Source organism: Comamonas testosteroni (genome assembly GCF_030505195.1).
GTDB classification, from domain to species: Bacteria; Pseudomonadota; Gammaproteobacteria; order Burkholderiales; family Burkholderiaceae_C; genus Comamonas; species Comamonas testosteroni_G.
On the sequence record NZ_CP129672.1, the window covers coordinates 3,336,215 to 3,360,117 of the forward strand.

A 23,903-nucleotide genomic window follows, 5' to 3' on the forward strand; every position below is an offset into this window, starting at 1 on the left:
TATCCGTAAAGCGTTTGAAGCCATCCATTGATTCATCATGACGACACAGCGCAAAGGCATCATTTTGGCTGGTGGCTCCGGCACCCGCCTGCACCCCGCCACTCTGGCCATCAGCAAACAGCTGCTGCCGATCTACGACAAGCCGATGATCTACTACCCGTTGAGCACGCTGATGCTGGCGGGCATCCGGGACATCTTGATCATCAGCACGCCGCAGGATACGCCGCGCTTTCAGCAGCTGTTGGGTGATGGGCTGCAATGGGGGCTTGAGCTTGAATATGCGGTGCAGCCGAGCCCTGATGGTTTGGCGCAGGCCTTTTTGATTGCCGAGTCTTTCCTGAGTGGTGCCTCTTGCGCGTTGGTGCTTGGAGACAATATTTTCCACGGCCATGATCTGCAGACCTTGGTCAAAGTTGCCAATCAGACTCAGGATGGAGCGACGGTGTTTGCCTATCATGTGCAGGATCCCAGTCGCTACGGGGTGGTGGAATTTGACCAGCAAGGGCAGGTGCTCTCGATAGAGGAAAAACCGGTCGAACCAAAATCCAATTACGCAGTGACAGGGCTGTATTTCTACGATTCGCAAGTGGTCGAGATTGCAAAGACTCTCAAGCCTTCTGGCAGAGGCGAGTTGGAAATCACAGACATCAATCGTATTTATCTGGAAAGAGGCCAGCTCAATGTAAAGCTGATGGGGCGAGGCTATGCCTGGCTCGACACTGGCACCCATGACAGTCTGCTGGAGGCAGGCCAATTCATTGCAACCCTTGAGCAGCGTCAGGGGTTGAAGGTTGCGTGCCCTGAAGAAATCGCATTTCGTGCTGGCTGGATTGACGCCACTCAGCTCGCCGAGCTGGCAAGGCCGTTGCTCAAGAACGGCTATGGACGGTATCTGATGCAATGTCTGGAGGCTGGAACGCGATGAAGGTGGTTTCGACTGCGATCCCCGAGATCAAGCTGTTCAAACCTACGATTCATCGGGATGAACGGGGACTTTTCGCGGAAAGCTTTCGCCAGGATCTCTTCAACCAGGCCACGGGCACGAACCACGCGTTCATTCAGGACAACCACAGTCGCAGTGGCAAGGGCGTGCTGCGCGGGCTGCACTATCAGCTGCCGCCCCATGCCCAGGGCAAGCTGGTGCGTGTGATCTCCGGTGCTGTGTTTGACGTGGCGGTGGATATTCGCCGCAGCTCGCCCACTTTTGGTCAATGGGTGGGGGCGGAGCTGAGTGCCGAGAATCACCACCAGCTCTGGATTCCGCCGGGCTTTGCCCATGGCTTTGTGGTGCTCAGTGACATCGCAGACCTTGTGTATAAGACCACGGCCTACTACGCGCCGGAGTCGGATCGGGGCCTGCTTTGGAACGACCCCGACATCGCTATTGCGTGGCCACAGCTCGATACCGCTTTTTCCCTGTCCGAAAAGGATAGGAATCAGCCGGCATTCAAGCAGGCCGAACTGTTCGATTAGTTCTTTCTTGATTCGGCCATCTGCAGAAATGGCTGAATCAGCTGCGCATCGCGCCGCTCTCGCAGGCAGTACAGGTATTCGGGAAGACAGGGGACCTCGCCTTCCAGATCCAGAACGACGAGGTCCGGATGGGCCGATGCTTCGTGCCGCGCAAAAATGCTGATGCCCATCTGGCGTATTACGGCTTCGCGTATGGATTCGCGGCTGGCAATTTCCAGAATCCGGTGCGGGCTGACCTGGGCGGTTTCCAGCATCTGCTCGGTCATCTGCCGGGTCATGGAGCCGCGCTCGCGCAGGATCAGCGTGTTCTTTGCCAGATCCTTGATGGCTACGGACTTCTGCCCGGCCAGCGCATGCTGCCGGTGCACGACCAGGGCCAGCGGGTCGCGCCCCAGCTCCAGGCGCAGCAGACGCGGGTCGGTGTCCAGGTGCGAAGAGGTCGCCAGATCCACCTGGTACTCGGCCAGCGCCTGAATCATCTGGCGCGAATTGCCATTGACGATGCTCACCTCCACCTGCGCATATTGCTGCTGATAGCGCTTGACGATGTCCAGCACATAGTAGGGCGCTGTTGCGCCTATGCGCAGTTGGCCCTGGTTGACATGGCCTGACTGGCGCAGTGCCGATTCGATCTGGGCCGACTGCAGCAGCAGCTTCTCTATTTCCGGCAGCAGCTTCAGGCCCGCATCGGTGATGGCCAGCCTTCCGCTCTGGCGCGTGAACAGCTCGACCTCATACAGCTCCTCCAAGGCCTTGATCTGCGCCGTGACCGTGGGCTGGCTCAGCCCCAGCTGGCGCGCTGCCTGCGTGATGCTGCCGAGGCGGGCGACCCAGAAGAAGGATTTGAGCTGTGTGGCAAACATGACAAGGTCTTCAAGAAAGCGGTGCCCGGATTTCACCATGAACGCTGCGAACGGCAATGTGCAAGCGTTGCTTTGATTTCAATAGCTTCTTGCGAATATTTAATAAGGTTTTTATATGGTTTTGTATATAAATATGAGTCAGGTAAAGCGCAATATGCTTCTGATTTGATAGCATTTCGACGGCCAACGCTGGCGCGGCGCGATGACTACAAAGTTTGCTGATGACATCCTTGGCAGATTTCAGTTCTATGACACCAGCGTTTCACAGTGAGTTTCTACAGTTCCCTCATGCCGCAAATGATCGCGTTGGTCGGGCGGCAACGATCAATCCAAGGGACTGTTATCCATGCGCCACGCTTTTGCACCCGCCACTCGCCGCTTCACCTTGATCGCCTTTGCCGCAGTTGCCACGGCCTTGCTGGGCCTCACTTCCGCGGTCCACGCCAGGACCGATCTGCTCGTGTATTCGGCCCTGGAGGCCGACCAGATCAAGGCCTACAAGGCGGCTTTTGAAAAAGCCAATCCCGACATCGAGCTGAAGTTTGTGCGCGACAGCACGGGCATCATCACTGCACGCTTGCTGGCCGAAAAAGCCAATCCCCAGGCCGATGTGATCTGGGGCGTGGCCGCCACCTCGCTGATGCTGCTGGACAAGCAAGGCATGCTGCAGCCCTATGCGCCCAGGAACCTGACCAAGGTGCGCTCCACCATGCGCGATGCGGCAGCCACGCCGACCTGGGTGGGCATGGATCTGTGGTCGTCCGCCGTCTGCTTCAACACCGTGGAAGGCGAAAAACGCAAGCTGCCCACGCCTGCCAGCTGGGCCGACCTGACCAGGCCCGAATTCAAGGGCGCGATCACCATGCCCCACCCCGCGTCCAGCGGCACCGGTTATCTGATGGTGGCCGCCTGGCTGCAGATGATGGGCGAGGACAAGGGCTGGGCCTATATGGATGCGCTGCACCAGAACATCGGCGTCTACACGCACAGTGGCTCCAAGCCCTGCCGCCAGGCCGGCGCGGGCGAGTTTCCCGTGGGCCTGAGCTTTGAGTACCGGGCCAACAAGACCAAGAAGGACGGGGCGCCCATAGACATCGTCTTTCCCAGGGAAGGCCTGGGCTGGGATGTGGAGGCCACAGCCATCTTGAAGGCCAGCAAAAAGCAGGAGGCTGCCAAGGCCCTGGCCGACTGGGCGGTGACGCCCGATGCCAACAAGCTCTACGCGGCCAACTTCGCCGTACTGGCTCTGCCTGAGGCCCAGGAAAAACACGAGTTCATTCCGGCCGACCTGGAAAAGCGCCTGGCCAGAAACGACTTCAACTGGGCCGCGGCCAATCGCGATCGCATTCTTTCCGAATGGAGCCGCCGCTACGAGGCCAAGGCGGAGAAGAAGTAACACCCCCTGAGGCGCTTCGCCTTGGCGGCGCCGCGCCTTCCCCCTCTCTGGCGCTGCGCGCTGGAGGGGGACACTGCCCTCGCTGCGGGGCGGCCCTTGCGCGGTGTCTCTGGGTTGGGGCGCGCCGGTATCGACCGGTATGCGCTCTGGTGGAAATAGTAGGCCGTCCGTTTTTGCACGTTGAAAGAGATACATGCTGCGCATAGACCATATTGCCAAGCAGTACAAGGAAACGCCGGTGCTGCGCGGCATCGACCTGGCAGTGGATAGCGGCGAGTTCGTCAGCCTGCTGGGCCCTTCGGGCTGCGGCAAGACCACGCTGCTGCGCATTCTGTGCGGCATCGAGCAGGCCGACGCGGGTCGCATTCTGTTTCAGGGGGACAACATCACGCGCTGGCCTGCCGCGCGCCGGGGCTTTGGTGTGGTGTTCCAGAGCTACGCACTGTTCCCTAACCTGACGGCGGCCCAGAATGTGGCTTTCGGCCTCAAGGGCCAGCCTGCGGCGCAAGTGCGGGCCCGGGTGCAGGAGATGCTGGCTCTGGTAGGCCTGGGCGCGCAGGCGCAGCGCTATCCGGCGCAGTTGTCGGGCGGCCAGCAGCAGCGCATTGCGCTGGCCCGCGCACTGGCGCCGCGCCCGCGCCTGCTGTTGCTGGACGAGCCGCTGTCCGCACTCGATGCCCAGGTACGCACCGAGCTGCGCAGCGAAATCCGCCAGTTGCAGCGCCAGCTGGGCATTGCCTGCGTGATGGTCACGCATGACCAGGAAGAAGCGCTTTCCATGGCCGACCGCGTGGTTCTGATGCACCAGGGCCGTATCGAGCAGCAGGGCTCGCCCGAGCAGCTTTATGCCCGACCCGTCAGCCATTTTGCGGCCGGCTTTGTGGGGCGCATGAATTTGCTGCCCGCCGTGGCCGAGTCGGGCGATGCGGTGCGCGTGGGTGAGGGGCGGCTTGAATGCTGCACTGCCGGCTTTGAGGCCGGTGATGCCTTGCTGGTGGGCGTGAGGCCCGAGAGCGTGGTGCTGCACCCGGCCCAGCCCGCAGCACTGCCCAATCTGTTCCGGGCGCGGGTGGTGGAGACCTCGTTCCTGGGCTCGCTGGTGTTGGTGCGCGTGTTCAGCCCCACGCTGCAATGCCGGATTGATGTGCAATGGCCGCTGCGCCATGACGCGCGCCTGCCCGACTGGTTGCAGGGCGAGGTGCTGGTGGAGTTGCCGGCTGCTGCGCTGCAGTCGCTGGCAGCGCCCGAGATTCTGCGAAAGGCGGTATGAGCATGGATGCCTCTTCTTCTGCGCTGCCCGTGGGGAGCTACGCGCCCGCAGCGGCATCACGCCAGCAGCAAGGCTCCGGCCCTGCAGCGCCACGGCAAACGCGCTTTTTCCATTGGGAAAAGCTGTGGCTGGTGGGCGCGCTGGTGCTGGGCCTGCTGGGCGTACTGCTGGCGGCCATTGCATTGCCCGTGGGAGCACTGCTGGGACGCAGCTTTGTGTCGGCCGATGGCAATTTCTCGGGCCTGACCCAGTACCTCGCCTACGCGCAAACGCCGGGCGTAGGCCAGTCGCTGTTCAACAGCCTGTGGCTGTCGGCCATCAGCAGCACTTTGTGTGTGGCCCTGGCCTATGGCTATGCCTATGGCGTGATGCGCAGCTGCATGCCGCTGGCCCGGCTCTTTCGCGCCATCGCACTGGTGCCTCTGCTGGCACCGTCGCTGCTCATGGCCATCAGCCTGATCTATCTTTTTGGCGCCCAGGGTCTGCTCAAGAGCTGGTTGGCGGGGGGCACGGCCTACGGCCCGTTTGGCATCATCATTGGCTCGGTGCTGTGGACGTTCCCGCATGCGCTGATGATTCTGTGCACCACGCTGGCCTCGGGCGATGCACGCTTGTATGAGGCCGCCGCCACACTGGGCGCAGGCCGCTGGCGCAGCTTCTGCCAAGTCACGCTGCCCGCCAGCCGTTATGGACTGATGATTGCCTGGATCGTGGTGTTCGTCCTGGTGGTCACCGACTTTGGTGTGCCCAAGGTGATTGGCGGCAACACGCAGATGCTGGCCACCGATATCTACAAGCAGGTGATTGGCCAGCAAAACCTGTCCATGGGAGCCGTGGTGGCCATGCTGCTGCTGGTGCCTGCGGGTCTGGCCTTTGCGGCCGAGCGCCATTTGCGTGCCCGGCAGGCCGCTGCCATGAGCGTGCGGGCCGTGCCTCTGGTGCCGCAGCCCTGTGCGCCGCTTGACCGTGCGCTGCTGGTGTATTGCAGCCTGATGGCTTTGGCGCTGTTGGCGGTGATGGGAGTGGCCGTGCTGGCATCCCTGGTCAGCTTCTGGCCCTACAACCTGAGCCTGAGCTTCAAGCACTACCAGTTCGACCTGATGGATGGCGGCGGCTGGGCCAGTTACGCCAACTCGCTGACCATGGCCGTGGCCACGGCGGCAACCGGCGCGCTGCTGAGCTTTCTGAGTGCCTATCTGGTGGCCAGGCCCACGGGCTGGGGCCGCGCTCGCCAGTGGCTGCACGCGGTGGCCACGCTGCCCATGGCGGTGCCGGGGCTGGCGCTGGGTCTGGGCTATATCCTGTTCTTCAATTCGGGCAGCAATCCACTGCACTTTCTGTACGGCTCCATGGGCATTCTGGTGCTGTGCTCGGTGGCGCATTTCTTCTCGGTGGCGCACATCACCCAGCTCACTGCCTTGCAGCAGCTGGACGCCGAATACGAACGCGTGGCTGACTCCATGGGCGTGCCGTTCTGGACGCTGCTGTGGCGCGTGCACCTGCCGGTGTGCCTGCCTGCGGTGATGCAGGTGGCGGGCTACTTCTTCTTGAATGCCATGACCACGGTGTCGGCAGTGGTCTTTTTGTATTCGCCCGAAACCACACTGGCCTCGGTGGCCGTGCTGGCCATGGATGATGCGGGCGATACCGCTCCCGCCGCCGCCATGGCCACGCTGATCTTTGCGACCGCAGCCGCTGGTCGCCTGCTGATTGCGCTGCTCGATGCCTGGCTGCAGCGGCGTACCCAGCACTGGCGCCAGCGCTGAGGGCTTTGTCCTCACCACTTGATTCCCTGCATGTCTCTCGCTGCATCGCCATGGCGCTGCGGCAGGGATTGGGCTTGTCTGCTTTTCCTGTAACGCTATGAAAAACTACGATCTGATCGTCGTCGGCGCCGGCATTGTCGGCCTGGCGCATGCCTATACCGCTGCCGCGCACGGCCGCTCTGTGCTGGTGATAGAGCGCGACGGTGCCTGCCTGGGCGCCTCGATTCGCAACTTCGGCTTTGTCACCATCACCGGCCAGCGAGCCGGTGCCCATTGGCGGCGCGCCATGCGCTCACGCGACGTCTGGGCCGATATTGCCCCCAAGGCCGGTATCGATGTCCTGCATTCCGGCCTGTGGCTGACGGCGCGCCGTCCTGCTGCTGCTGCTGTGCTTGAGGCATTCATGCACACCGAGATGGGCGCAGGTTGTGAGCTGCTGAAGCCAGCCCAGGCCGCAGCACGCCATCCGGCGCTGCGCACCCAAGGGCTGCAATCCGTGCTCTACAGCCCGCATGAGCTGCGCGTGGAGTCGCGCACCGCCATCCCGCAACTGGCCCTGTGGCTGCAGCAGGCGCTTGGAGTGGATTTCGCCTATAGCGAAAGCGTGACCGAAGTGGCAACGCCGCGCGTCACCACCTCGCGAGGTATTTACCATGCCGAACGTGTGGTGGTCTGCAACAACGCCGATCCGGGCGGGCTGTTCGCCAGCGAATGGACTGACCACAAAGTGCAGCTGTGCCAGTTGCAGATGCTGCGCATCAAGCCGCAAGCAGGCTTCAAGCTCGAAGGATCGGTCATGGGGGATCTGAGCCTGGAGCGCTACGAGGGCTATAGCGCGCTGCCCGAAGCCGCTGCGCTGCGCGCTCAGCTGGAGCTTGAGGAGGCGCAAAGCCTGAAGCACGGCATCCACCTGATTGCCGTGCAAAGCGCCGACGGCTCGCTCGTGGTGGGCGATTCGCACCACTACGCCAGCGCCCCCCAGCCTTTTGCCAGCGAAGCCGTCGACCAGCTCATGCTGCGCCACATGCACGAGGCGCTGCATATCGACAAGGCCCAGGTCGTGGAGCGCTGGACGGGCATCTACCCCTCCAGTGCCGAAGCCCCTTGTTTGGTCAAAGCGCCCGATGCCGCGACACGCGTGGTGGCGGTGACCAGCGGCTCGGGCGCGAGCACGGCGTTTGGTCTGGCTGAAGAGGTATGGAAAGCTTGGTAGTTGCTACGGATTGAATAGCTGCTAGCGCTTGTCAGTTCTCGAATGTCGGGTGAATGAAATCAATATCGAGATCTATTCAGCGCTAGCAGCTATCAATGCATGAGCGTCACTGCTGCACAAACAGCGGCGCAATCAGCACCAGCAGCAAGATCACGGCCAGCACGGCAAACATGATCTTGACCCAGCTGTAAGGTCGCTCGCCCGCAATCTGGCCGGTATAGCCATTGGCCACGATCTGGTAGGTCTTGCTGCCATAGGTGTAGCCGACCAGCCAGACCGGCACCAGCGTGTGCTTGAAGCTGCGGCCCGAGTACTGGCGCTGGACCTGCAGATTGCGCTGCGTGTCGCCCGGCACCTCACGCGAGCACATGCTGCGCAGCTGGCTGTCCATATCTTCCTCGTTGATCCTGGCGGCCTTGGAGAGGTCCACCTGGTAGCGCTCCACCGTCCAGCCGCGCACGAACTCCGGGCTGTAGGGCTTGAGGTCGGTGGTGGTCGGGAAGGGCTCCACCTGGCGCAGCAGATGAGCTTGCACGCCCACGGTGCCGGGCACCAGCTCATCGTCGAAGAAATGCTGCAAGCTGCCCGATGTCGGCTCCCAGCGCACATGCTGGACCTGGCGGGTCTGCAGATTGCCGTTGCCGTCGCGATAGGACTCGGTGGTGTAGTAGTAATAGCCGGCCTCTGCCGACCACTGTGCGCTGGCGTGGGCGTCAAAGGTCCAGTAGGGCAGATAGACACCGTGCAGCGTGTCCGTCAGCGCGGCGCTCTTGAGCTTGCTGGGCGCAAACCAGCGGCTGCCATACCACTGGCGGATCTTGTCGCGAATCTGGCCGTCGCTGATCTTGAACGGCAGAATGCTCTGCGGCGTGATGGCGTCGCTTCGCTCTTCATGGGCGACGATGGCCGGCGAGCCGCAGAAGTCGCAGCGCTGGGCCACGTGCTTGCCGAGAAATACCGAGATGGCGCGGCAGTTCTGGCACTGCACCTCGTAGCGCTCGTCCGAGCCCCAGCCGCGACCGCTGGCCGGGTTGCGCAAGGCCTCGGCCAGATCCTGCTCCACCACCGCGCGTCCCAGCTCGGGCTGCGTCTGCCCGCTCCAGGGAACGACGGTGCCGCAGTAAGGGCATCTGAGCGACTGGGCCTTGGCATTCCACTCCAGATTGCCACCACATTCGGGGCAGACATGCTTGCCCACCATGGAGGGGGGCGCCGTCTCGGAGGCAGGGGTGAATGCAGATCCGGAAGAGCGAGAGGAAGAAGCGGGTGTGGCCACGGCAAAAACGGGTTCAGGCGGCAGCAGCGGCTGGATGAGTTTCGTAGAAGGTCACGCAGTTGCCATCCTCGTCGAGAAGGCTGAATTCCTGGGTGCCCCAGGGCTGCTGGCGCAGACCGCCGTTGGGGTGAACCGCATTCTCGGCCAGACACTGCGCATGCAGGGCGGCAATTCCCGCCACCTGGATGCGGCAGCTGGTCTGCCTGGGAATCTCCGGGTCCTGGCAGGCCCAGAAGTGCAGCTCCAGTCCACCCAGCGAGACGATGGCGTACTCGCCGGGCTGGACGTGGACGGTTCTGGCGCCCAGCACGCGGGCGTAGAAAGCCACGGTGCGCGCCATGTCCAGCGATGCCAGCACCGGAGTGGTGCTGATGAAAACCGGTTTGTGTTCACTCATGACGTGCACCCGATGCCATGGGTTGCGGATCAGCCGCGCAGGAACTCGTCCAGCGCAGCCTGGGCGATGCGCCACTGGCTGCCGATCTGGCGGGCCTTGAGGTTGCCAGCCTGGATTTCGGCCAGCACATCTGCCTCGGCCACGCCCAGCACCTGGGCCGCCTGGGCGGGGGTCAGCACCTGCAGGCCGGCGGCAGCCGGGGCGGCAGGCGTCTGGGCGGCTTGGGCCGCGGCCGGCGAAAAGGGGTCTGCCACAGCAGCGCCCGGGCCGCCTGCAGCGCCGCCGCCGCCCTGCATGCCCTTCATCATTTCCTGGGCCATGCCAAAGCCCATGGCCATGGTGGCCGGAATGGTGGCTGCGGCAGCGCCTTCGCCGCCGTTGGCCATGGCCTGGCCCATCTGGTATTTCACATAGTCGTTGAGGTTGCCGATGGCGCCCATGCTGGAGCGCTTGTCGATGGCCTGCTCCACCTCGGGCGGCACGGAAACGTTTTCCAGCAGGAAACTGGTGATCTCCAGGCCGTATTTTTCGCTGACGGCGGGGTTGATGAGCTGCAGCAGCGCGTCGCCCAGCTCGCTGTAGCGCTGGGCCACATCGAGTGCCGGCACCTGGGCCTTGGCCAGGGCTTCGGAGAAGATGCTGACAATGCGCGAGCGCATGGTGTCGGCAAACTCGTCGATGCGGAAGTTCTGGTCCGTGCCCGCCACTTCCTTGAGGAACAGGGCGGCGTTGGTGATGCGGAAGTCATAGGTACCGAAGGCGCGCAGACGGATCACGCCAAAGTCCTTGTCGCGCATCATGATGGGGTTGGAGGTGCCCCATTTGTTGCCCGTGAACAAGCGCGTGTTGATGTAGTAGACATCGCACTTGAAGGGGGAGTTGAAGCCGTACTTCCAGCCGCGCAGTGTGGACAGAACCGGGATGTTCTGCGTGGTCAGCAGATGGCGGCCCGGGTTGAACAGGTCTGCAAACTGGCCTTCGGAGACGAACTGCACCTGCTGCGACTCACGCACGATGAGCTGGGCGCCGTTCTTGATTTCCTTGTCTTCATCAGGCCAGCGATACGACAGCGTGTCACGCGAATCATCGGTCCATTCGATGATTTCGATCAGTTGCTTGGTGATGATTTTCATGAAATCCATGACGTGCTCCGAAAGAGGATGACGGGAAAGGAATCATTCTAGGAGGCAAACCGCAGCAGCCGGCTCCGGGATGCATGGCCGTTGCGCGGAAATTGTTAAAAAGTGAGCGCACTGCGCTCGCTATTCAAGAGTTTCAATGTCAATTGATGCTGCATCTTCCTATTCATGAGTGGTAAGTGCTAGCGTTTTGTTTTTCACATTTTGAAATCACCAGCTGGAGCCCCTTCGTGAAAATGCCCGCTGTGGGGCCGCGCAGACAGACTACGTCCGTGATCAGTGGCACAGACTTAGAATCTACCGCTTATGCGGTCGATACCGCTCAGAACACCTCTTAATGAAGATGCCGCCCGCAATCGCCAGTGATTGCTGACGCGCGAACGTATACAAGTCATGCTGACCTTCCAACAAATCATTCTGAAACTGCAGTCCTACTGGGCCGAACAGGGCTGTGCATTGCTCCAGCCCTATGACATGGAAGTCGGCGCCGGTACCTCGCACACCGCGACCTTTCTGCGCGCCATCGGCCCCGAGCCCTGGAAGGCCGCCTATGTGCAGCCCAGCCGCCGCCCCAAGGACGGCCGCTATGGCGAGAACCCCAACCGCCTGCAGCACTACTACCAGTTCCAGGTTGTTCTGAAGCCTGCGCCCGACAACATCCTGGAGCTGTATCTGGGCTCGCTCGAAGCCCTGGGCTTCGATCTGAAGAAGAACGACATCCGCTTTGTCGAGGACGACTGGGAGAACCCCACGCTGGGTGCCTGGGGTCTGGGCTGGGAAGTCTGGCTCAACGGCATGGAAGTGACCCAGTTCACGTATTTCCAGCAGGTCGCAGGCATCGACTGCAAGCCCGCCACCGGCGAGATCACCTACGGGCTGGAGCGTCTGGCCATGTATCTGCAGGGCAAGGAATCGGTATACGACCTGGTCTATACCGACGGCCTGTCCTATGGCGACGTGTTCCACCAGAACGAAGTGGAGCAGTCCACTTACAACTTCGAGCACTCGAATGCCGAGTTCCTGTTCAGCGCCTTTGCGGCCCACGAAGGCTCGGCCAATCAGCTGATCGACGCCCAGCTGGCGCTGCCCGCCTACGAGCAGGTGCTCAAGGCTGCCCATACCTTCAACCTGCTGGACGCCCGTGGCGCCATCTCGGTGACCGAGCGCGCTGCCTATATCGGCCGTATCCGCAACCTGGCCCGCGCCGTGGGCAAGAGCTATCTGGACAGCCGCGCGCGCCTGGGCTTCCCCATGGCGCCCAAGGCCCATGCCGACGAGGTGCTGGCCGAGCTGGCCAAGGCTGCAGAACAGGCAGCGAAGAAGGCCGCTTGAACCTGCCTGAGCCGCTTTCACGCTACCGCCGTCCCATATTCCAAAATATCAGCAGCCAGCCTTTATATAGCAAGCGCTGGCTGCTATCAAAATCATCATGAACGCATCGAATCTACTGGTTGAACTGTTTGTCGAAGAGCTGCCGCCCAAGGCGCTGCAAAGGCTGGGTGACGCTTTTGCCGCCGTCATCTTCGAGCAGCTCAAGGTCCAGGGACTGCTGGCCTCGACCGAGTCGCGCCTGACCGCCTACGCCTCGCCCCGCCGTCTGGCCGTGCACATCACCGAAGTGCTGCCTCAGGCCGAAGACAAGGCTGTCTCGCAAAAGCTGATGCCTGTCTCCGTGGCGCTGGATGCCGAGGGCAAGCCCACGGCGGCACTGCTCAAAAAGCTGGCGGCCCTGGGGGCCGACGAATCCGCCGTGGCCGCTCTGAAGCGCCAGGGCGAAGGCAAGGCCGAAGCCCTGTTCTACGAATCCACTGCCAAGGGCGTGCTGCTGACCGATGGCGTCCAAAAGGCGCTGGACGAAGCACTGGCCAAGCTGCCCATTCCCAAGGTCATGCGCTACCAGTTGCAGGACGGCTGGACCAGCGTGCACTTTGTGCGCCCGGCCCACGGCCTGGTTGTGCTGCATGGCACCCAGGTGCTGATCGGCGTGAAGGCCCTGGGCCTGACGGCCGGTGCCGCCACGCATGGCCACCGCTTTGAAGCCGCTGTGGACCCCGTGGTCATCCAGAACGCCGACAGCTATGCCGAGCAACTGCGCGAAGAGGGCGCCGTGATCGCCGGCTTTACCGAGCGCCGTGCCGATATCGCCCGCCAACTGCAGGCGGCTGCCGAACGCATTGGTGGCGACGTGCGCCCCATCGACGACCCGGCCCTGCTGGACGAGGTGACGGCCCTGGTAGAGCGCCCCAATGTGCTGGTCTGCGAATTCGAGAAAGAATTCCTGGCCGTGCCCCAGGAATGCCTGATTCTGACCATGAAGGCCAATCAGAAGTACTTTCCGCTGCTGGACGCCAATGGCAAGCTGACCCATCAGTTCCTGATCGTCAGCAACATCCAGCCTCAGGACGCTTCGGCCGTGGTCGGCGGCAACGAGCGTGTGGTGCGCCCCCGTCTGGCCGACGCCAAGTTCTTCTTCGACCAGGACCGCAAAAAGACCCTGGCCAGCCGCGTCGAGCAGCTGGACAAGGTCGTCTATCACAACAAGCTGGGCACGCAGGGCGAGCGCATCGCCCGCGTACGCGCCATCGCCAAGAGCATTGCCCAGCAGCTGGGCAACTCCGAGCTGGGTCGTCTGGCCGATCAGGCCGCCATGCTGGCCAAGACCGATCTGGTCACCGACATGGTGGGCGAGTTCCCCGAGCTGCAAGGCATCATGGGGCGCTACTACGCCCAGAACGACGGCCTGGATGTGGCCGTGGCCGATGCCATCGAAGATCACTACAAGCCGCGCTTTGCCGGCGACGAACTGCCGCGCGGCGATGTGGGCGTGATCGTGGCCCTGGCCGACAAGCTCGAAACCCTGGTCGGCATGTTCGGTATCGGCAACCTGCCCACGGGCGACCGCGATCCCTTCGCCCTGCGCCGCCATGCGCTGGGCGTGATCCGCATGCTGGTCGAAAAGGATCTGGAGCTGGATCTGGAAACCCTGCTGGTCAGCACCTTGCCCGCCTTTGGCGACAAGATCCAGGACGCCACGCCTCAGCTGGTCGAGTTCATCTACGACCGCCTGGCCAATATGTTCCGCGAGCAAGGCTACAGCGCCCAGGAAGTGGAAGCCGTGCTGGCCCTGCAGCCCCAGCGCCTGTCCGACGTGCAAAAGCGCCTGGAAGCCGTGCGCGCCTTTGCGACCCTGCCCGAGGCTCCAGCCCTGGCTGCGGCCAACAAGCGTGTCGAGAATATTCTTAAGAAATCGGAGATATCTCAGTATTCCGATGTCAGGAGAGAGCTTCTTGTTGAAGAGTCTGAAATTAATCTCTTTCAGGCGATTGATAGATGTGAGCCTGAGGTGATTAGTAAATTCAAAGAGGGTGAATACGACCAAAGCTTGGTGTTGCTATCTTCATTGCGTCCTTTTGTTGATGATTTCTTTGCAAATGTAATGGTTAATTCTGACGATAAGGAGCAGAAAAATAACAGAATTTTTCTACTTCGAAAATTATATGTACTGATGAATAAGGTAGCGAGAATTTCAGTTCTATAATTTGAGCGGGATATTTGCCTTGATGATAAAGATCAAGGCAAATATTTTTTATGAATAAAATTATTCTTAGAAATTTTATTGTTCTTAATATTGAAAGACTGCTCACCATTGGCGCAGGAGTCTTTGTTAGCGGTATTTTGGCTAGAAGTTTGGGAACAGATCTTTTTGGCTCATTTCAGTATGCATTATCGATAGTGGCCATTTTTATGGCCATATCTTTTTTCTGCGGAGCAGAAGTAATCGTTCCGAGAATCGTTGAGTGTGACGATAATTTTTCAGAAAATATAATAATCGCAACAGCCTTCTGGATAAGACTTCTTTTTGGAACGATTGCCTTTATCGCATTTATAGTTTTCTGGAGAGAAAGAGTTGGTATAAATTATTTTGCTGTTTTGGGGATTCCAATATTATTTAAAGAGGCTTTTTCCATCGCAATAGCTTGGTTCCAAGCTAAATCAAAAAATTCTACATACTCTACTCTAATAATAATATCAAATTGTATAAAGATATCCGTCATTGGATTTCTGTATTTTTTTGATGTTTACGATTACAAGTATTACTTGACAGTATTGATGCTTGATGGATTTTTGGTTTACGGCTTTATATTTTTATTTTTTCTAAAAGTAAATAAGTTTTCAATTTTTATTTTTGATAAAAAAATTGCCGTCGAATTGCTAAAAAAATCCTTCCCTTTTGGACTTGCTGTGCTGTCGATGTACGCCTTTAAAAAGATAGATCGGGTTTTTATTGAGAATTATATTGGGGCTCAAGAATTCTCATTCTATTCTGCTGCGGCAATGATTTATGATAATCTGATGGTACTAGGGTCAATATCAGTTATTGTTTTGGCTCCGAAATTTATATATTCTCAAAGTAATGTAAATTTGCTATATAGAAATTTTTTTAAAATTACTTTTTTTGTGATTGCGTTGTATGGGATGATTGTTGTATTTGTTTCTTTTCTTTCGGAGAGTGTTGTTCGCATAATTTTTGGCTCAAATTATGTTGCGGCCGTGCCTTATATTTATGCATTCATGGCGCCTTTGCTGCTGTGTTTTTTGGATGAATGCATAAACGTTATTTTTAATAAAATGAAGAACGGGTGGGTCGTTTTCCTGAAGTGGGGAGTTTCTTTGCTGGTTTCAATATTGTTCCTTAATTTTGAAGGGGAAAAATATGGGGCTTTTGCCGGCCCGATATCAATGATTTTGGGATATATTCCATGCCTATTGATAGGAATTTATTTCTTGATTAGGATTAGATTTTATAAATTGCAGTAAATTTATGGATAAGAAAACTGTGGATGTCTCTATTGTTGTTTCGACGTGGCGTAGGCATGAGATTTTGAAAATGGTTCTGCAAGCTCTGTTGAATCAATCTCATGCAAATGATATTGCATATGAAATATTGGTAGTTGACAGTTATAGCGGTCTTGAGACCATGACTGTTATTGATGAAGTTTCGAGTGAAAAAGTAAGATATCTAAATATTCTTGAGAACTCAATTAGTTCGAAAAGGAACTTTGGAATAAATAATTCGTTTGGAAAATACATTGCATTTCTTGATGATGACTGCGTTCCAGAGGCTGAATGGCTTAGGAATTTTTTCTCATTTGCTGAGGAGCATGCAAACGAAAAAGTTTTGTTATGTGGCGGTGTGTATTTTGATGAAGATTTAGTCGCCAGAAGTAACTATTATCGGTATAGAAATGGGCGGCATTTTAAATCAAATAAAGGGACTGTGCTTTCATATAAAAATATCGTAACAATGAATATGTTTGTCAGAAGAGATCTTCTTTTGGACGAAGGAGTCTATTTTGATGATTCATTTAAGGGGTATGGGTATGAAGATATTGATTTTGGTTTGCAATTATCAAATAAGGGGATTGGTCTGATCACTTGTGATTCAGATATATTGCATCTTGAGCTAAAGGGAAGTTTGAGGAAATTTTGTAAGAAATTTTACCATTGCTCAAAAGATGGGATGAGAGTCTTTTATGGAAAGAATAAAATAGACGCTTCGTTGGGGGAAACATCCTTGTTGGAAAGTGAGTCTGCAAGCATCAAGATTAGAGTAATGCTTGGTGTGCTTGATTCCTATATTCCTAAGCTGGTTTTGAAATTCTGCGAATTGACAGATGGTTTGAGTTATTGCTACGTTGAAAACTTTTATAAATTGGTTTTGGCTGCCGCCTATAGGGATGGGAAAAGGGATAGATATAAAAATATCTTAAATACTTCGAGTGTTAATAAAACAGGATGGTATGACTAAGTTCTTTTTTGGAGCTGTATTTTTTTTATCATTTTACCGGATTAGTGTTTTTTATTCTTTTGCCTATATTTCTATATTTATTAATTTTGCGTATTTATTATTTGTATTTTCATCTGTTTCTAAGGCAAATAAATTAATTTTCTGTGCTAAATTTGAGTATATTTTAATACTGCTTTTGTTTTTTTATTCTCTTGTTATAGATATTCTGTATGGGGCTGATTTTGATTCAATGTCGCTCTCTTTAAGAATATTTTTTATGTTTTTTGCTTCGATTTTTTCTGCTTTTTTTATTGTTGAGGAGTATATAAAGAATGATGTGAAGAAATTGCTGTGGGTTTTGAAGCTCTCATTTTTCGTTCAGCTGTTTTTTTGGATTGCTACATATATCTCTGTAGATTTTAAGGTCGCGGTTTACAATTTTATTGGAGCAAGTGATTCGGTTAATCTGTGGCCTCAAAATATTGAGAGCCGTGGTTTTGGATTATCTAATGAAATAAATTTCACATCGCCTTCAGTTTCTGTTTTTATTAGCTTGATCCTCATTGGTTTAAGTTCGCCTATAGTCTTGATAAATGCTGTAACACAGCTTGTGAATTCAAATTTGGTCGCTGTGGCTGCTATTTTAGGATTCATGGGGGCCAAGATTAAAGTCATCAATAAAATTATTTTTGCTATAGTTTCATTTGTATTGATTTTTTATTTTGGAATTAAATATATACCAAGATTTTCTGACGAGATAGATTCAGGTGGGCTTCGAACAGTTCAAATACTAATTGAAAATCATCTGAATTTTCACAATAATGGATTTTGGGATTGGATGTTTGGAGCTGGTACGAAGGTTTATGGCGAGGAGTCTGGATCTGATATTGGATGGGTGATTTTGATAAATTATTATGGGGTGATATCCATTTTTCTAGTGCTTTTCTTGTTGATAGCACTTTCAATGAGAGCTTTCAAAAATCGTATTCATCAATTTCTATGGCTGACTTTTGGATTGATTTTGAATACAAAGGGTTTGGTTATTGGGGCAAATGCATACATTTTTATGACATTTGTTTTTATTTTCATAAGAAGTAATCATGAAATGAAAGGTGATTCCCATGAAATTCGATAAGAAAATTCTTTGTATAACAGGTGGAACCGGATCGTTCGGAAATGCTGTTCTAAACAGATTTTTGAAGTCGGATATTTCTGAAATAAGAATATTTAGTCGTGATGAGAAAAAGCAGGATGACATGCGAAAGCGCTATGGAAATCCTAAGATTAAGTTTTATATAGGTGATGTGCGTGACGCACGTAGTGTTGAACAGGTCATGCGCGGAGTGGACTATGTATTCCATGCTGCGGCGCTGAAGCAGGTGCCGTCTTGCGAGTTCCATCCCATGCAGGCGGTTCGTACTAATGTACTGGGGACCGAGAATGTGCTAGAAGCTGCAATCCAGGCTGGTGTCAAGCGCGTGGTCTGCCTCAGCACGGACAAGGCCGTATATCCCATCAATGCCATGGGGATCAGCAAGGCAATGATGGAAAAGGTGATGGTCGCTGCCAGTCGCAACCTCGAAGGCTCGGGTACGGTGATCTGCGGCACTCGCTATGGCAATGTGATGGCATCGCGCGGTTCGGTGATTCCACTGTTTGTTCAGCAGGTGATTAGAGAGCAGCCTATCACGATCACGGATCCTGCCATGACGCGTTTCATGATGACGCTGGCCGATGCCGTTGATTTGGTGCTTTATGCCTTCGAGCATGGCAACAACGGCGATATCTTTGTTCAAAAGGCACCGGCTGCGACGATCGAGACGCTCGCCCATGCGGTGACGGGCTTGATGGGCAAGCCCGAACATCCGGTGAATGTAATAGGTACACGGCATGGGGAGAAGCTCTACGAAGCCCTGCTCAGCCGCGAGGAAATGGCCTGCGCGGAAGACATGGGAGACTATTTCCGCGTGCCTGCCGACAGCCGTGATTTGAACTATGGGAAATATGTGGATCAGGGGCAGCAGCGTCTGACCCAGACGGCTCATGGTGAGGACTACAACTCTCATAATACGCTGCGCTTGGATGTGGCTGGCATGCAGAAACTGCTGCTTAAGCTGGAGGGAATGCGACGTATTTCCAATGGCGAGCTGATTGATGTCGAGGAGCACTGAAGTATGAAAAAGGTCCTGATCACCGGCATTAACGGCTTTGTAGGCAAGAATTTGCAACTGCACTTAGCCGAGCGCAAGGATGTGCAGGTTCTGGGCTTTACGCGTGAAAGCGATGTGGCTCTGCTGCCCGGTTTGCTGAAGGAGGTGGATTTCGTGTTCCACCTAGCTGGCGTCAATCGGCCGAAAGACCCGCATGAGTTCGCTACCGGCAACGCCGAACTGACACAAGTCTTGTGCCGAGCGGTGGGGAAGGTGGCCGCGGAGACGGGGCGAAAGATCCCTGTAGTGTGCACCTCTTCCACCCAGGCGGGGCTTGACAACCTCTACGGGCAGAGCAAGCGCATGGCCGAGGATGCACTGTTTGCTCTGCAGCGCACGGCAGGTGTGCCGGTGCATGTCTTCCGTTTGCCCAATGTCTTTGGCAAGTGGTGCAAGCCCAACTACAACTCTGCCGTGGCGACCTTTTGCCACAACATAGCGCGCGATCTGCCCATTCAGGTGAATGATCCAGCGGTGTCATTGACTCTTGTTTACGTGGACGATGTCGTTGAGCGCTTCATGCAACTCATGGATGGTGCGGATGCCATGGTCGATGTCGATGGCTTTGCCGCCGTGACTCCGCAATACACGACAACTGTGGGTCAGCTCGCCGCCCAGATCCAGGCCTTCAAGGACAGCCGTGGCACGCTGATGACCGAGCGTGTGGGGACAGGCTGGGTTCGGGCGCTATATGCCACGTATGTAAGCTATCTGCCTGTGGAGTCTTTTACTTACACAGTGCCTCAGCACGGCGATCCACGAGGCGTGTTTGTGGAGATGCTCAAGACACCGGATTGCGGCCAGTTTTCTTTTTTCACGGCGCACCCCGGTGTGACGCGAGGGGGGCATTACCACCACACGAAGACCGAAAAATTCCTAGTGATCAAAGGGCAGGCGCGTTTCAAATTTCGCCATATGCAGACAGGCCAAGCCCATGAGCTTGTCACCAGCGGTGACAAGGCCGAGATCGTGGAGACGGTGCCTGGCTGGACTCACGACATAACCAATATCGGCTCTGACGAGATGATTGTCATGCTCTGGGCAAACGAGGTATTCAACCGCGCTCGGCCGGATACCTTTGCCTGCCTGCTGTAACCAGCTTCGCTGAGTGCCCGGTGAGCCCGGGCGTCAGATCCTCTTCCTTCCAGATCCCAAATGAAAAAACTCAAAGTCATGACCGTGGTCGGTACCCGGCCTGAAATCATTCGTCTTTCCCGTGTATTGGCTCGCCTGGACGAGAATTGCGAGCATGTTGTGGTGCACACGGGTCAAAACTACGACTATGAGCTGAACCAGATCTTCTTTGACGATCTGGGCATTCGCAAGCCGGATCACTTCCTGAACGCAGCCGGCGGCAGCGCCGCTGAGACCATAGGCAAGATCATTGCAGCCATGGATGCCGTGTTGATCGCCGAGCAGCCCGAGGCGCTGCTGGTGTTGGGTGATACCAACAGTTGCCTGTCAGTGATTCCTGCCAAACGGCGAAAGATCCCGATCTTCCACATGGAGGCGGGTAACCGCTGCTTCGACCAGCGTGTTCCCGAGGAGACGAATCGTCGCATCGTGGATCACACGGCCGATATCAATCTCACTTACAGCAGCATCGCGCGTGAGTATCTGCTGCGAGAGGGCTTGCCGCCGGATCAGATCATCAAGACCGGCAGCCCGATGTTCGAGGTACTGACGCATTACCGCGAGCGTATCGATGCCTCCGATGTGTTGCAGCGGCTGGGACTGCAGCCAGCAGACTTCTTCGTGGTCAGTGCGCACCGCGAGGAAAACATTGAATCCGACCGCAATTTCGGCAAGCTGGTGCAGGTGCTCAACAAGGTAGCCGAAGTCTATGGCCTGCCTGTTATTGTTTCCACCCATCCGCGCACACAAAAGCGGGTGGAGGCCATGGGGACGCAGTTTAATCCTCTGGTGCAATTGCTCAAGCCGTTGGGATTTACCGATTACAACAAGCTGCAGTTGTCTGCGCGGGCGGTGCTTTCCGATAGCGGCACTATCAACGAGGAATCGTCCATCTTGAACTTTCCGGCCTTGAACCTGCGTGAGGCCCATGAGCGTCCGGAAGGCATGGAGGAAGCGGCTGTGATGATGGTCGGCCTGGAAGAGCAGCGGGTGCTGCAGGGGCTGGCGATTTTGCAGAAGCAGCTGCGGGGCGACGAACGGCTGTTGCGCCAAGTGTCTGACTACAGCATGCCGAACGTGAGTGACAAGGTAGTCCGTATCATTCACAGCTACACCGATTATGTGAATCGGGTTGTGTGGAAGAAATACTGAGACTGGTCGTGAAGAATGAAAATAGCCTTGATCGCTGACACTTTTCCTCCCTTGCGAAATTCCGGGGCAGTGCAGCTAAGGGACTTATCGCGTGAATTTGTGGCTCAAGGTCATGAATTGACGGTAATTCTTCCATCATGGGAGATCAAGGAGGACTTTCTTCTTGAGGATATGGAAGGCTTTCAGGTCTTGAGGCTGAAGTCCCCCAAAACTAAGGACGTCAATTACGCGAGAAGAACCCTGTCAGAGTTTTTGATGCCATTTTTCATGAAGGAGGGTTATAAAAAGTCCCCTTTGCGTGACGAGAAATGGGATGGTATTGCTTGGTACGCCCCTTCCATATTTCATGCGCCTTTTGTCAATGACTTGAAGAAAACCAGTGACTGCAAAGGTTATCTGATAATAAGAGATATCTTCCCTGAATGGGCTGTTGATATGGGTTTGATGGGGAGGGGGATTATTTACCGTTTCTTCAATGCAGTGGCCCGCTATCAATATTCTGTGGCCGATATCATTGGCGTTCAAACTCCTGGGAATCTCTCATATTTTGAGGATTGGGAAAAAAACAGGGGGAAAAAACTGGTGGTTCTTCAAAACTGGCTGGCGGATACGAAGCCAGGTAGTTGCTCGATATCGATTAATAGGACGACTCTGGCCGGTCGAAAGATATTTGTGTATGCTGGGAATATGGGCGTCGCTCAGGGAATGGACATCCTGATAGATCTGGCAGAAAAACTTAAAGATCGTCGCGATATTGGATTTTTGTTTGTTGGTCGTGGTAGTGAGGCCAAAAGGCTGGCTGAGGAATCTCGGAGAAGGTCTTTGGATAACATGGAATTCAAGGATGAGATCCATCCTGATGAGATTCCTGCACTTTATGAGCAATGCTTCGCAGGTATTGTTTCTTTGGATCAGAGGCATAAATCCCACAACATTCCCGGGAAATTTCTTTCATATATGCAAAGCGGCATTCCCGTTCTGGCAAACATAAACCCTGGCAATGATCTTGCGGAGATCATAAGGAGCGAAGGTGTCGGTGTGGCTTGCGAGAGCGCTGACATCCTGGACTTAGAGCGAAAGGCTAATGCTTTGATCAATTCTGTCGAGACGGATGCCGATTTCCAGAAAAGATGTAGAGCTGTATATGAAAAAATGTTTTCGCCTTCGCAAGCTGTGAGACAAATCGTTCAGGAACTAGAAAGATAATAATGTCGGTACGAGTTTTCTCTGGGGATTTGATGGGCTCATTGATAGATGAGGCTAAATCCAATCCCAGAAGGCGAAAGCACAAGAACCTGCACGCTGACTATCAGGAGGCATGCCAGCGATTCTTCAATGCGATTGAGCCCGATAGCTATCTAAGGCCTCACTGCCACGGCCCCTACCAGGGGGCAGAGACTCTGATTGCCATCAAGGGTTTGCTGGCTTTCATGGTGTTTGGAAGCAAAGGGGAAGTGCAGGCTGTTCACCTATTCGGCGCAGGAAATCACGCAGAGGAGCCGGACGTGGCCGTGGGGGTCGAGGTTCAGCCGGGGCAATGGCACACCGTCATTTCACTTGAGAGCGGCTCTATATTGCTCGAAATGAAGGGTGGCCCCTTCGATCCTGACGCTCCGAAGTATTTCGCTTCCTGGGCTCCCGAGGAAATGACTCAAGAAGGTCAAGTTTACCTGGAGGCCTTGAAGAAGCATGTGTCACTTCCTGGGTAGCCATCTAAAGAATGCCAGCTTTCGATAGAACATCAAATAGCATAAAGAGCTGAATATGAAAGATGCGGCAGTCAATAGTTTGCTTTGATAGGTCAGGACTGCCAATGTGCAGGGGATTGCTGCATAGATCCAGAGAAAAGGCGCGGTTAACCCATTTTGCATAGGCTTTGAAAAATTGGAAAATATTTTTCGTGCCCAGCGTTTGTTGGCCAAAGAGTGCAGGTGAAAGAAGTCTGGCTCAGTTGGACTGTAGCCCTCTCGGAGAGATCTTCGCAAAATGCTAAAACCTACTTCGATAATTGGGTAGGAACAAATCAACAGGCTGGTCCAGGGGGAAACAGAGTGATTGCGCTCGGGTAGCAGCACGGCAATCCATGCCAGTGTAAAGCCCAGGAAATAAGCTCCGCCGTCCCCCAGAAATATCTTCCCCTTTGGCCAGTTGACAAAAAAGAAACCTGCCACAGCACCCGCTATGATCAGGCAGGTAAATGCAAGAGGAATATCTCCTACCAGCCGAGCGATGATGCCGAAGGCAGCAAGAATAATCATTGCAGTGCCTGCAGTCAGGCCGTTCAGCCCATCGATGATGTTGATGGAGTTGGCAACCCCGCCAACAGCGATGGCAGTGAAGATGACCGAGATGATGGTAAATCCCAGCAAGAAGTCAAGGCCTGGAATATCGACATGGGTGAGCGATGTACCAGTAATACCCCAGCCCAGTACGCCAGAGGCCATGGTGGCCAGAAGACGGATTTTTACCGATACTTTCTTGGTCAAATCTTCCAAAAGGCCAAAAATGAAAGCGGGTATTCCAGCCATGAGGATGGCACCAAGAATCATTCTCTTCTCTGCCGCAGCTGCACCATGGCTTGAGGCCGCGAAACCTGCAAAGACGCCTATTGCAATACCGATACCGCCAATTCGGGGAGTCGGGGTGGTGTGAACTTTTTGTACCCCACTACTGGAGTCCATGGAAAAGCTGCCATGCCATTTCTTGGTGGTAACCAGCAACACGCAGGTAATAAACGAAGCCAAGCCTGCAAGAAACGCGTCATACCTGAATAACTCTTGAACAGAGAAAATAATCGAATTCATGGAGTGTGTGGATGTGGAATTG

The 23,903-nt window shown here is 55.3% G+C and carries 21 protein-coding genes; 16 read left to right on the forward strand and 5 right to left on the reverse strand.

What is annotated here, in order from left to right:
* Positions 1 to 37 precede the first annotated feature (37 nt).
* Positions 38 to 925 (forward strand): glucose-1-phosphate thymidylyltransferase RfbA, encoded by an 888-nt coding sequence (gene rfbA / locus QYQ99_RS15380; RefSeq protein WP_302088963.1) that lies wholly within the window; start codon positions 38 to 40, stop codon positions 923 to 925.
* Positions 922 to 1,473: a dTDP-4-dehydrorhamnose 3,5-epimerase gene (gene rfbC, locus QYQ99_RS15385; RefSeq protein WP_302088964.1), complete on the forward strand. Its 552-nt coding sequence runs from the start codon at positions 922 to 924 to the stop codon at positions 1,471 to 1,473. The genes rfbA and rfbC overlap by 4 nt, the downstream gene beginning before the upstream one ends.
* Here the strand turns inward: rfbC and QYQ99_RS15390 are convergent.
* Positions 1,470 to 2,336, reverse strand: coding sequence for a LysR substrate-binding domain-containing protein (locus QYQ99_RS15390; protein ID WP_302088965.1), 867 nt, complete (start codon positions 2,334 to 2,336; stop codon positions 1,470 to 1,472). The two genes, rfbC and QYQ99_RS15390, sit on opposite strands and share 4 nt — an antisense overlap.
* 346 nt (positions 2,337 to 2,682) lie before the next feature.
* Between QYQ99_RS15390 and QYQ99_RS15395 the strand changes: the two genes are divergently transcribed.
* The 4 genes from QYQ99_RS15395 (at position 2,683) to QYQ99_RS15410 (ending at position 7,981) form a co-directional block, all read left to right on the forward strand.
* Positions 2,683 to 3,732 (forward strand): putative 2-aminoethylphosphonate ABC transporter substrate-binding protein, encoded by a 1,050-nt coding sequence (locus tag QYQ99_RS15395; protein ID WP_302088966.1) that lies wholly within the window; start codon positions 2,683 to 2,685, stop codon positions 3,730 to 3,732.
* A 193-nt stretch (positions 3,733 to 3,925) separates the two neighbouring features.
* Positions 3,926 to 5,002: an ABC transporter ATP-binding protein gene (locus QYQ99_RS15400; RefSeq protein ID WP_302088968.1), complete on the forward strand. Its 1,077-nt coding sequence runs from the start codon at positions 3,926 to 3,928 to the stop codon at positions 5,000 to 5,002.
* A 2-nt stretch (positions 5,003 to 5,004) separates the two neighbouring features.
* Positions 5,005 to 6,768: a putative 2-aminoethylphosphonate ABC transporter permease subunit gene (locus QYQ99_RS15405; RefSeq protein ID WP_302088969.1), complete on the forward strand. Its 1,764-nt coding sequence runs from the start codon at positions 5,005 to 5,007 to the stop codon at positions 6,766 to 6,768.
* A 97-nt stretch (positions 6,769 to 6,865) separates the two neighbouring features.
* On the forward strand, positions 6,866 to 7,981 hold the full coding sequence (locus tag QYQ99_RS15410) for a TIGR03364 family FAD-dependent oxidoreductase (protein ID WP_302088970.1): 1,116 nt from the start codon (positions 6,866 to 6,868) through the stop codon (positions 7,979 to 7,981).
* A gap of 106 nt (positions 7,982 to 8,087) precedes the next feature.
* On the opposite strand, the gene QYQ99_RS15415 is transcribed toward QYQ99_RS15410, so the two are convergent.
* From QYQ99_RS15415 to QYQ99_RS15425, 3 genes are all read right to left on the reverse strand, one after another.
* Positions 8,088 to 9,182: a TFIIB-type zinc ribbon-containing protein gene (locus QYQ99_RS15415; protein WP_302088971.1), complete on the reverse strand. Its 1,095-nt coding sequence runs from the start codon at positions 9,180 to 9,182 to the stop codon at positions 8,088 to 8,090.
* Between the two features lie 88 nt (positions 9,183 to 9,270).
* Positions 9,271 to 9,654: a bleomycin resistance protein gene (locus tag QYQ99_RS15420; protein WP_302088972.1), complete on the reverse strand. Its 384-nt coding sequence runs from the start codon at positions 9,652 to 9,654 to the stop codon at positions 9,271 to 9,273.
* Positions 9,655 to 9,683: 29 nt separating this feature from the next.
* Positions 9,684 to 10,796 (reverse strand): SPFH and helix-turn-helix domain-containing protein, encoded by a 1,113-nt coding sequence (locus QYQ99_RS15425; protein ID WP_302088973.1) that lies wholly within the window; start codon positions 10,794 to 10,796, stop codon positions 9,684 to 9,686.
* A gap of 390 nt (positions 10,797 to 11,186) precedes the next feature.
* Here QYQ99_RS15425 and glyQ point away from each other — a divergent pair, with 390 nt between their 5' ends.
* The 10 genes from glyQ to QYQ99_RS15475 all read left to right on the forward strand — a co-directional run bounded on the left by glyQ (position 11,187) and on the right by QYQ99_RS15475 (position 22,786).
* A complete protein-coding gene (gene glyQ / locus QYQ99_RS15430) occupies positions 11,187 to 12,125 on the forward strand; it encodes a glycine--tRNA ligase subunit alpha (RefSeq protein WP_087863825.1) in 939 nt (312 codons plus the stop codon).
* A 97-nt stretch (positions 12,126 to 12,222) separates the two neighbouring features.
* On the forward strand, positions 12,223 to 14,331 hold the full coding sequence (gene glyS, locus QYQ99_RS15435) for a glycine--tRNA ligase subunit beta (RefSeq protein ID WP_302088974.1): 2,109 nt from the start codon (positions 12,223 to 12,225) through the stop codon (positions 14,329 to 14,331).
* 50 nt (positions 14,332 to 14,381) lie between these two features.
* On the forward strand, positions 14,382 to 15,611 hold the full coding sequence (locus QYQ99_RS15440) for an oligosaccharide flippase family protein (RefSeq protein ID WP_302088975.1): 1,230 nt from the start codon (positions 14,382 to 14,384) through the stop codon (positions 15,609 to 15,611).
* A gap of 4 nt (positions 15,612 to 15,615) precedes the next feature.
* Positions 15,616 to 16,602 (forward strand): glycosyltransferase family 2 protein, encoded by a 987-nt coding sequence (locus QYQ99_RS15445; protein ID WP_302088976.1) that lies wholly within the window; start codon positions 15,616 to 15,618, stop codon positions 16,600 to 16,602.
* Positions 16,595 to 17,716: a hypothetical protein gene (locus QYQ99_RS15450; protein WP_302088977.1), complete on the forward strand. Its 1,122-nt coding sequence runs from the start codon at positions 16,595 to 16,597 to the stop codon at positions 17,714 to 17,716. Before QYQ99_RS15445 ends, QYQ99_RS15450 begins: the two co-directional genes overlap by 8 nt.
* Complete coding sequence (locus QYQ99_RS15455) at positions 17,703 to 18,752, forward strand: polysaccharide biosynthesis protein (protein WP_302088978.1); 1,050 nt, start codon at positions 17,703 to 17,705, stop codon at positions 18,750 to 18,752. Before QYQ99_RS15450 ends, QYQ99_RS15455 begins: the two co-directional genes overlap by 14 nt.
* Before the next feature lie 3 nt (positions 18,753 to 18,755).
* Complete coding sequence (gene wbjC / locus QYQ99_RS15460) at positions 18,756 to 19,886, forward strand: UDP-2-acetamido-2,6-beta-L-arabino-hexul-4-ose reductase (RefSeq protein ID WP_302088979.1); 1,131 nt, start codon at positions 18,756 to 18,758, stop codon at positions 19,884 to 19,886.
* A 60-nt stretch (positions 19,887 to 19,946) separates the two neighbouring features.
* Positions 19,947 to 21,077: a non-hydrolyzing UDP-N-acetylglucosamine 2-epimerase gene (gene wecB, locus QYQ99_RS15465; protein ID WP_302088980.1), complete on the forward strand. Its 1,131-nt coding sequence runs from the start codon at positions 19,947 to 19,949 to the stop codon at positions 21,075 to 21,077.
* Positions 21,078 to 21,104: 27 nt separating this feature from the next.
* A complete protein-coding gene (locus tag QYQ99_RS15470; protein WP_302088981.1) occupies positions 21,105 to 22,283 on the forward strand; it encodes a glycosyltransferase family 4 protein in 1,179 nt (392 codons plus the stop codon).
* Positions 22,284 to 22,285: 2 nt separating this feature from the next.
* A complete protein-coding gene (locus tag QYQ99_RS15475; protein ID WP_302088983.1) occupies positions 22,286 to 22,786 on the forward strand; it encodes a WbuC family cupin fold metalloprotein in 501 nt (166 codons plus the stop codon).
* On the opposite strand, the gene QYQ99_RS15480 is transcribed toward QYQ99_RS15475, so the two are convergent.
* Complete coding sequence (locus QYQ99_RS15480) at positions 22,772 to 23,881, reverse strand: MraY family glycosyltransferase (RefSeq protein WP_302088984.1); 1,110 nt, start codon at positions 23,879 to 23,881, stop codon at positions 22,772 to 22,774. The two genes, QYQ99_RS15475 and QYQ99_RS15480, sit on opposite strands and share 15 nt — an antisense overlap.
* Between the last annotated feature and the right edge of the window lie 22 nt (positions 23,882 to 23,903).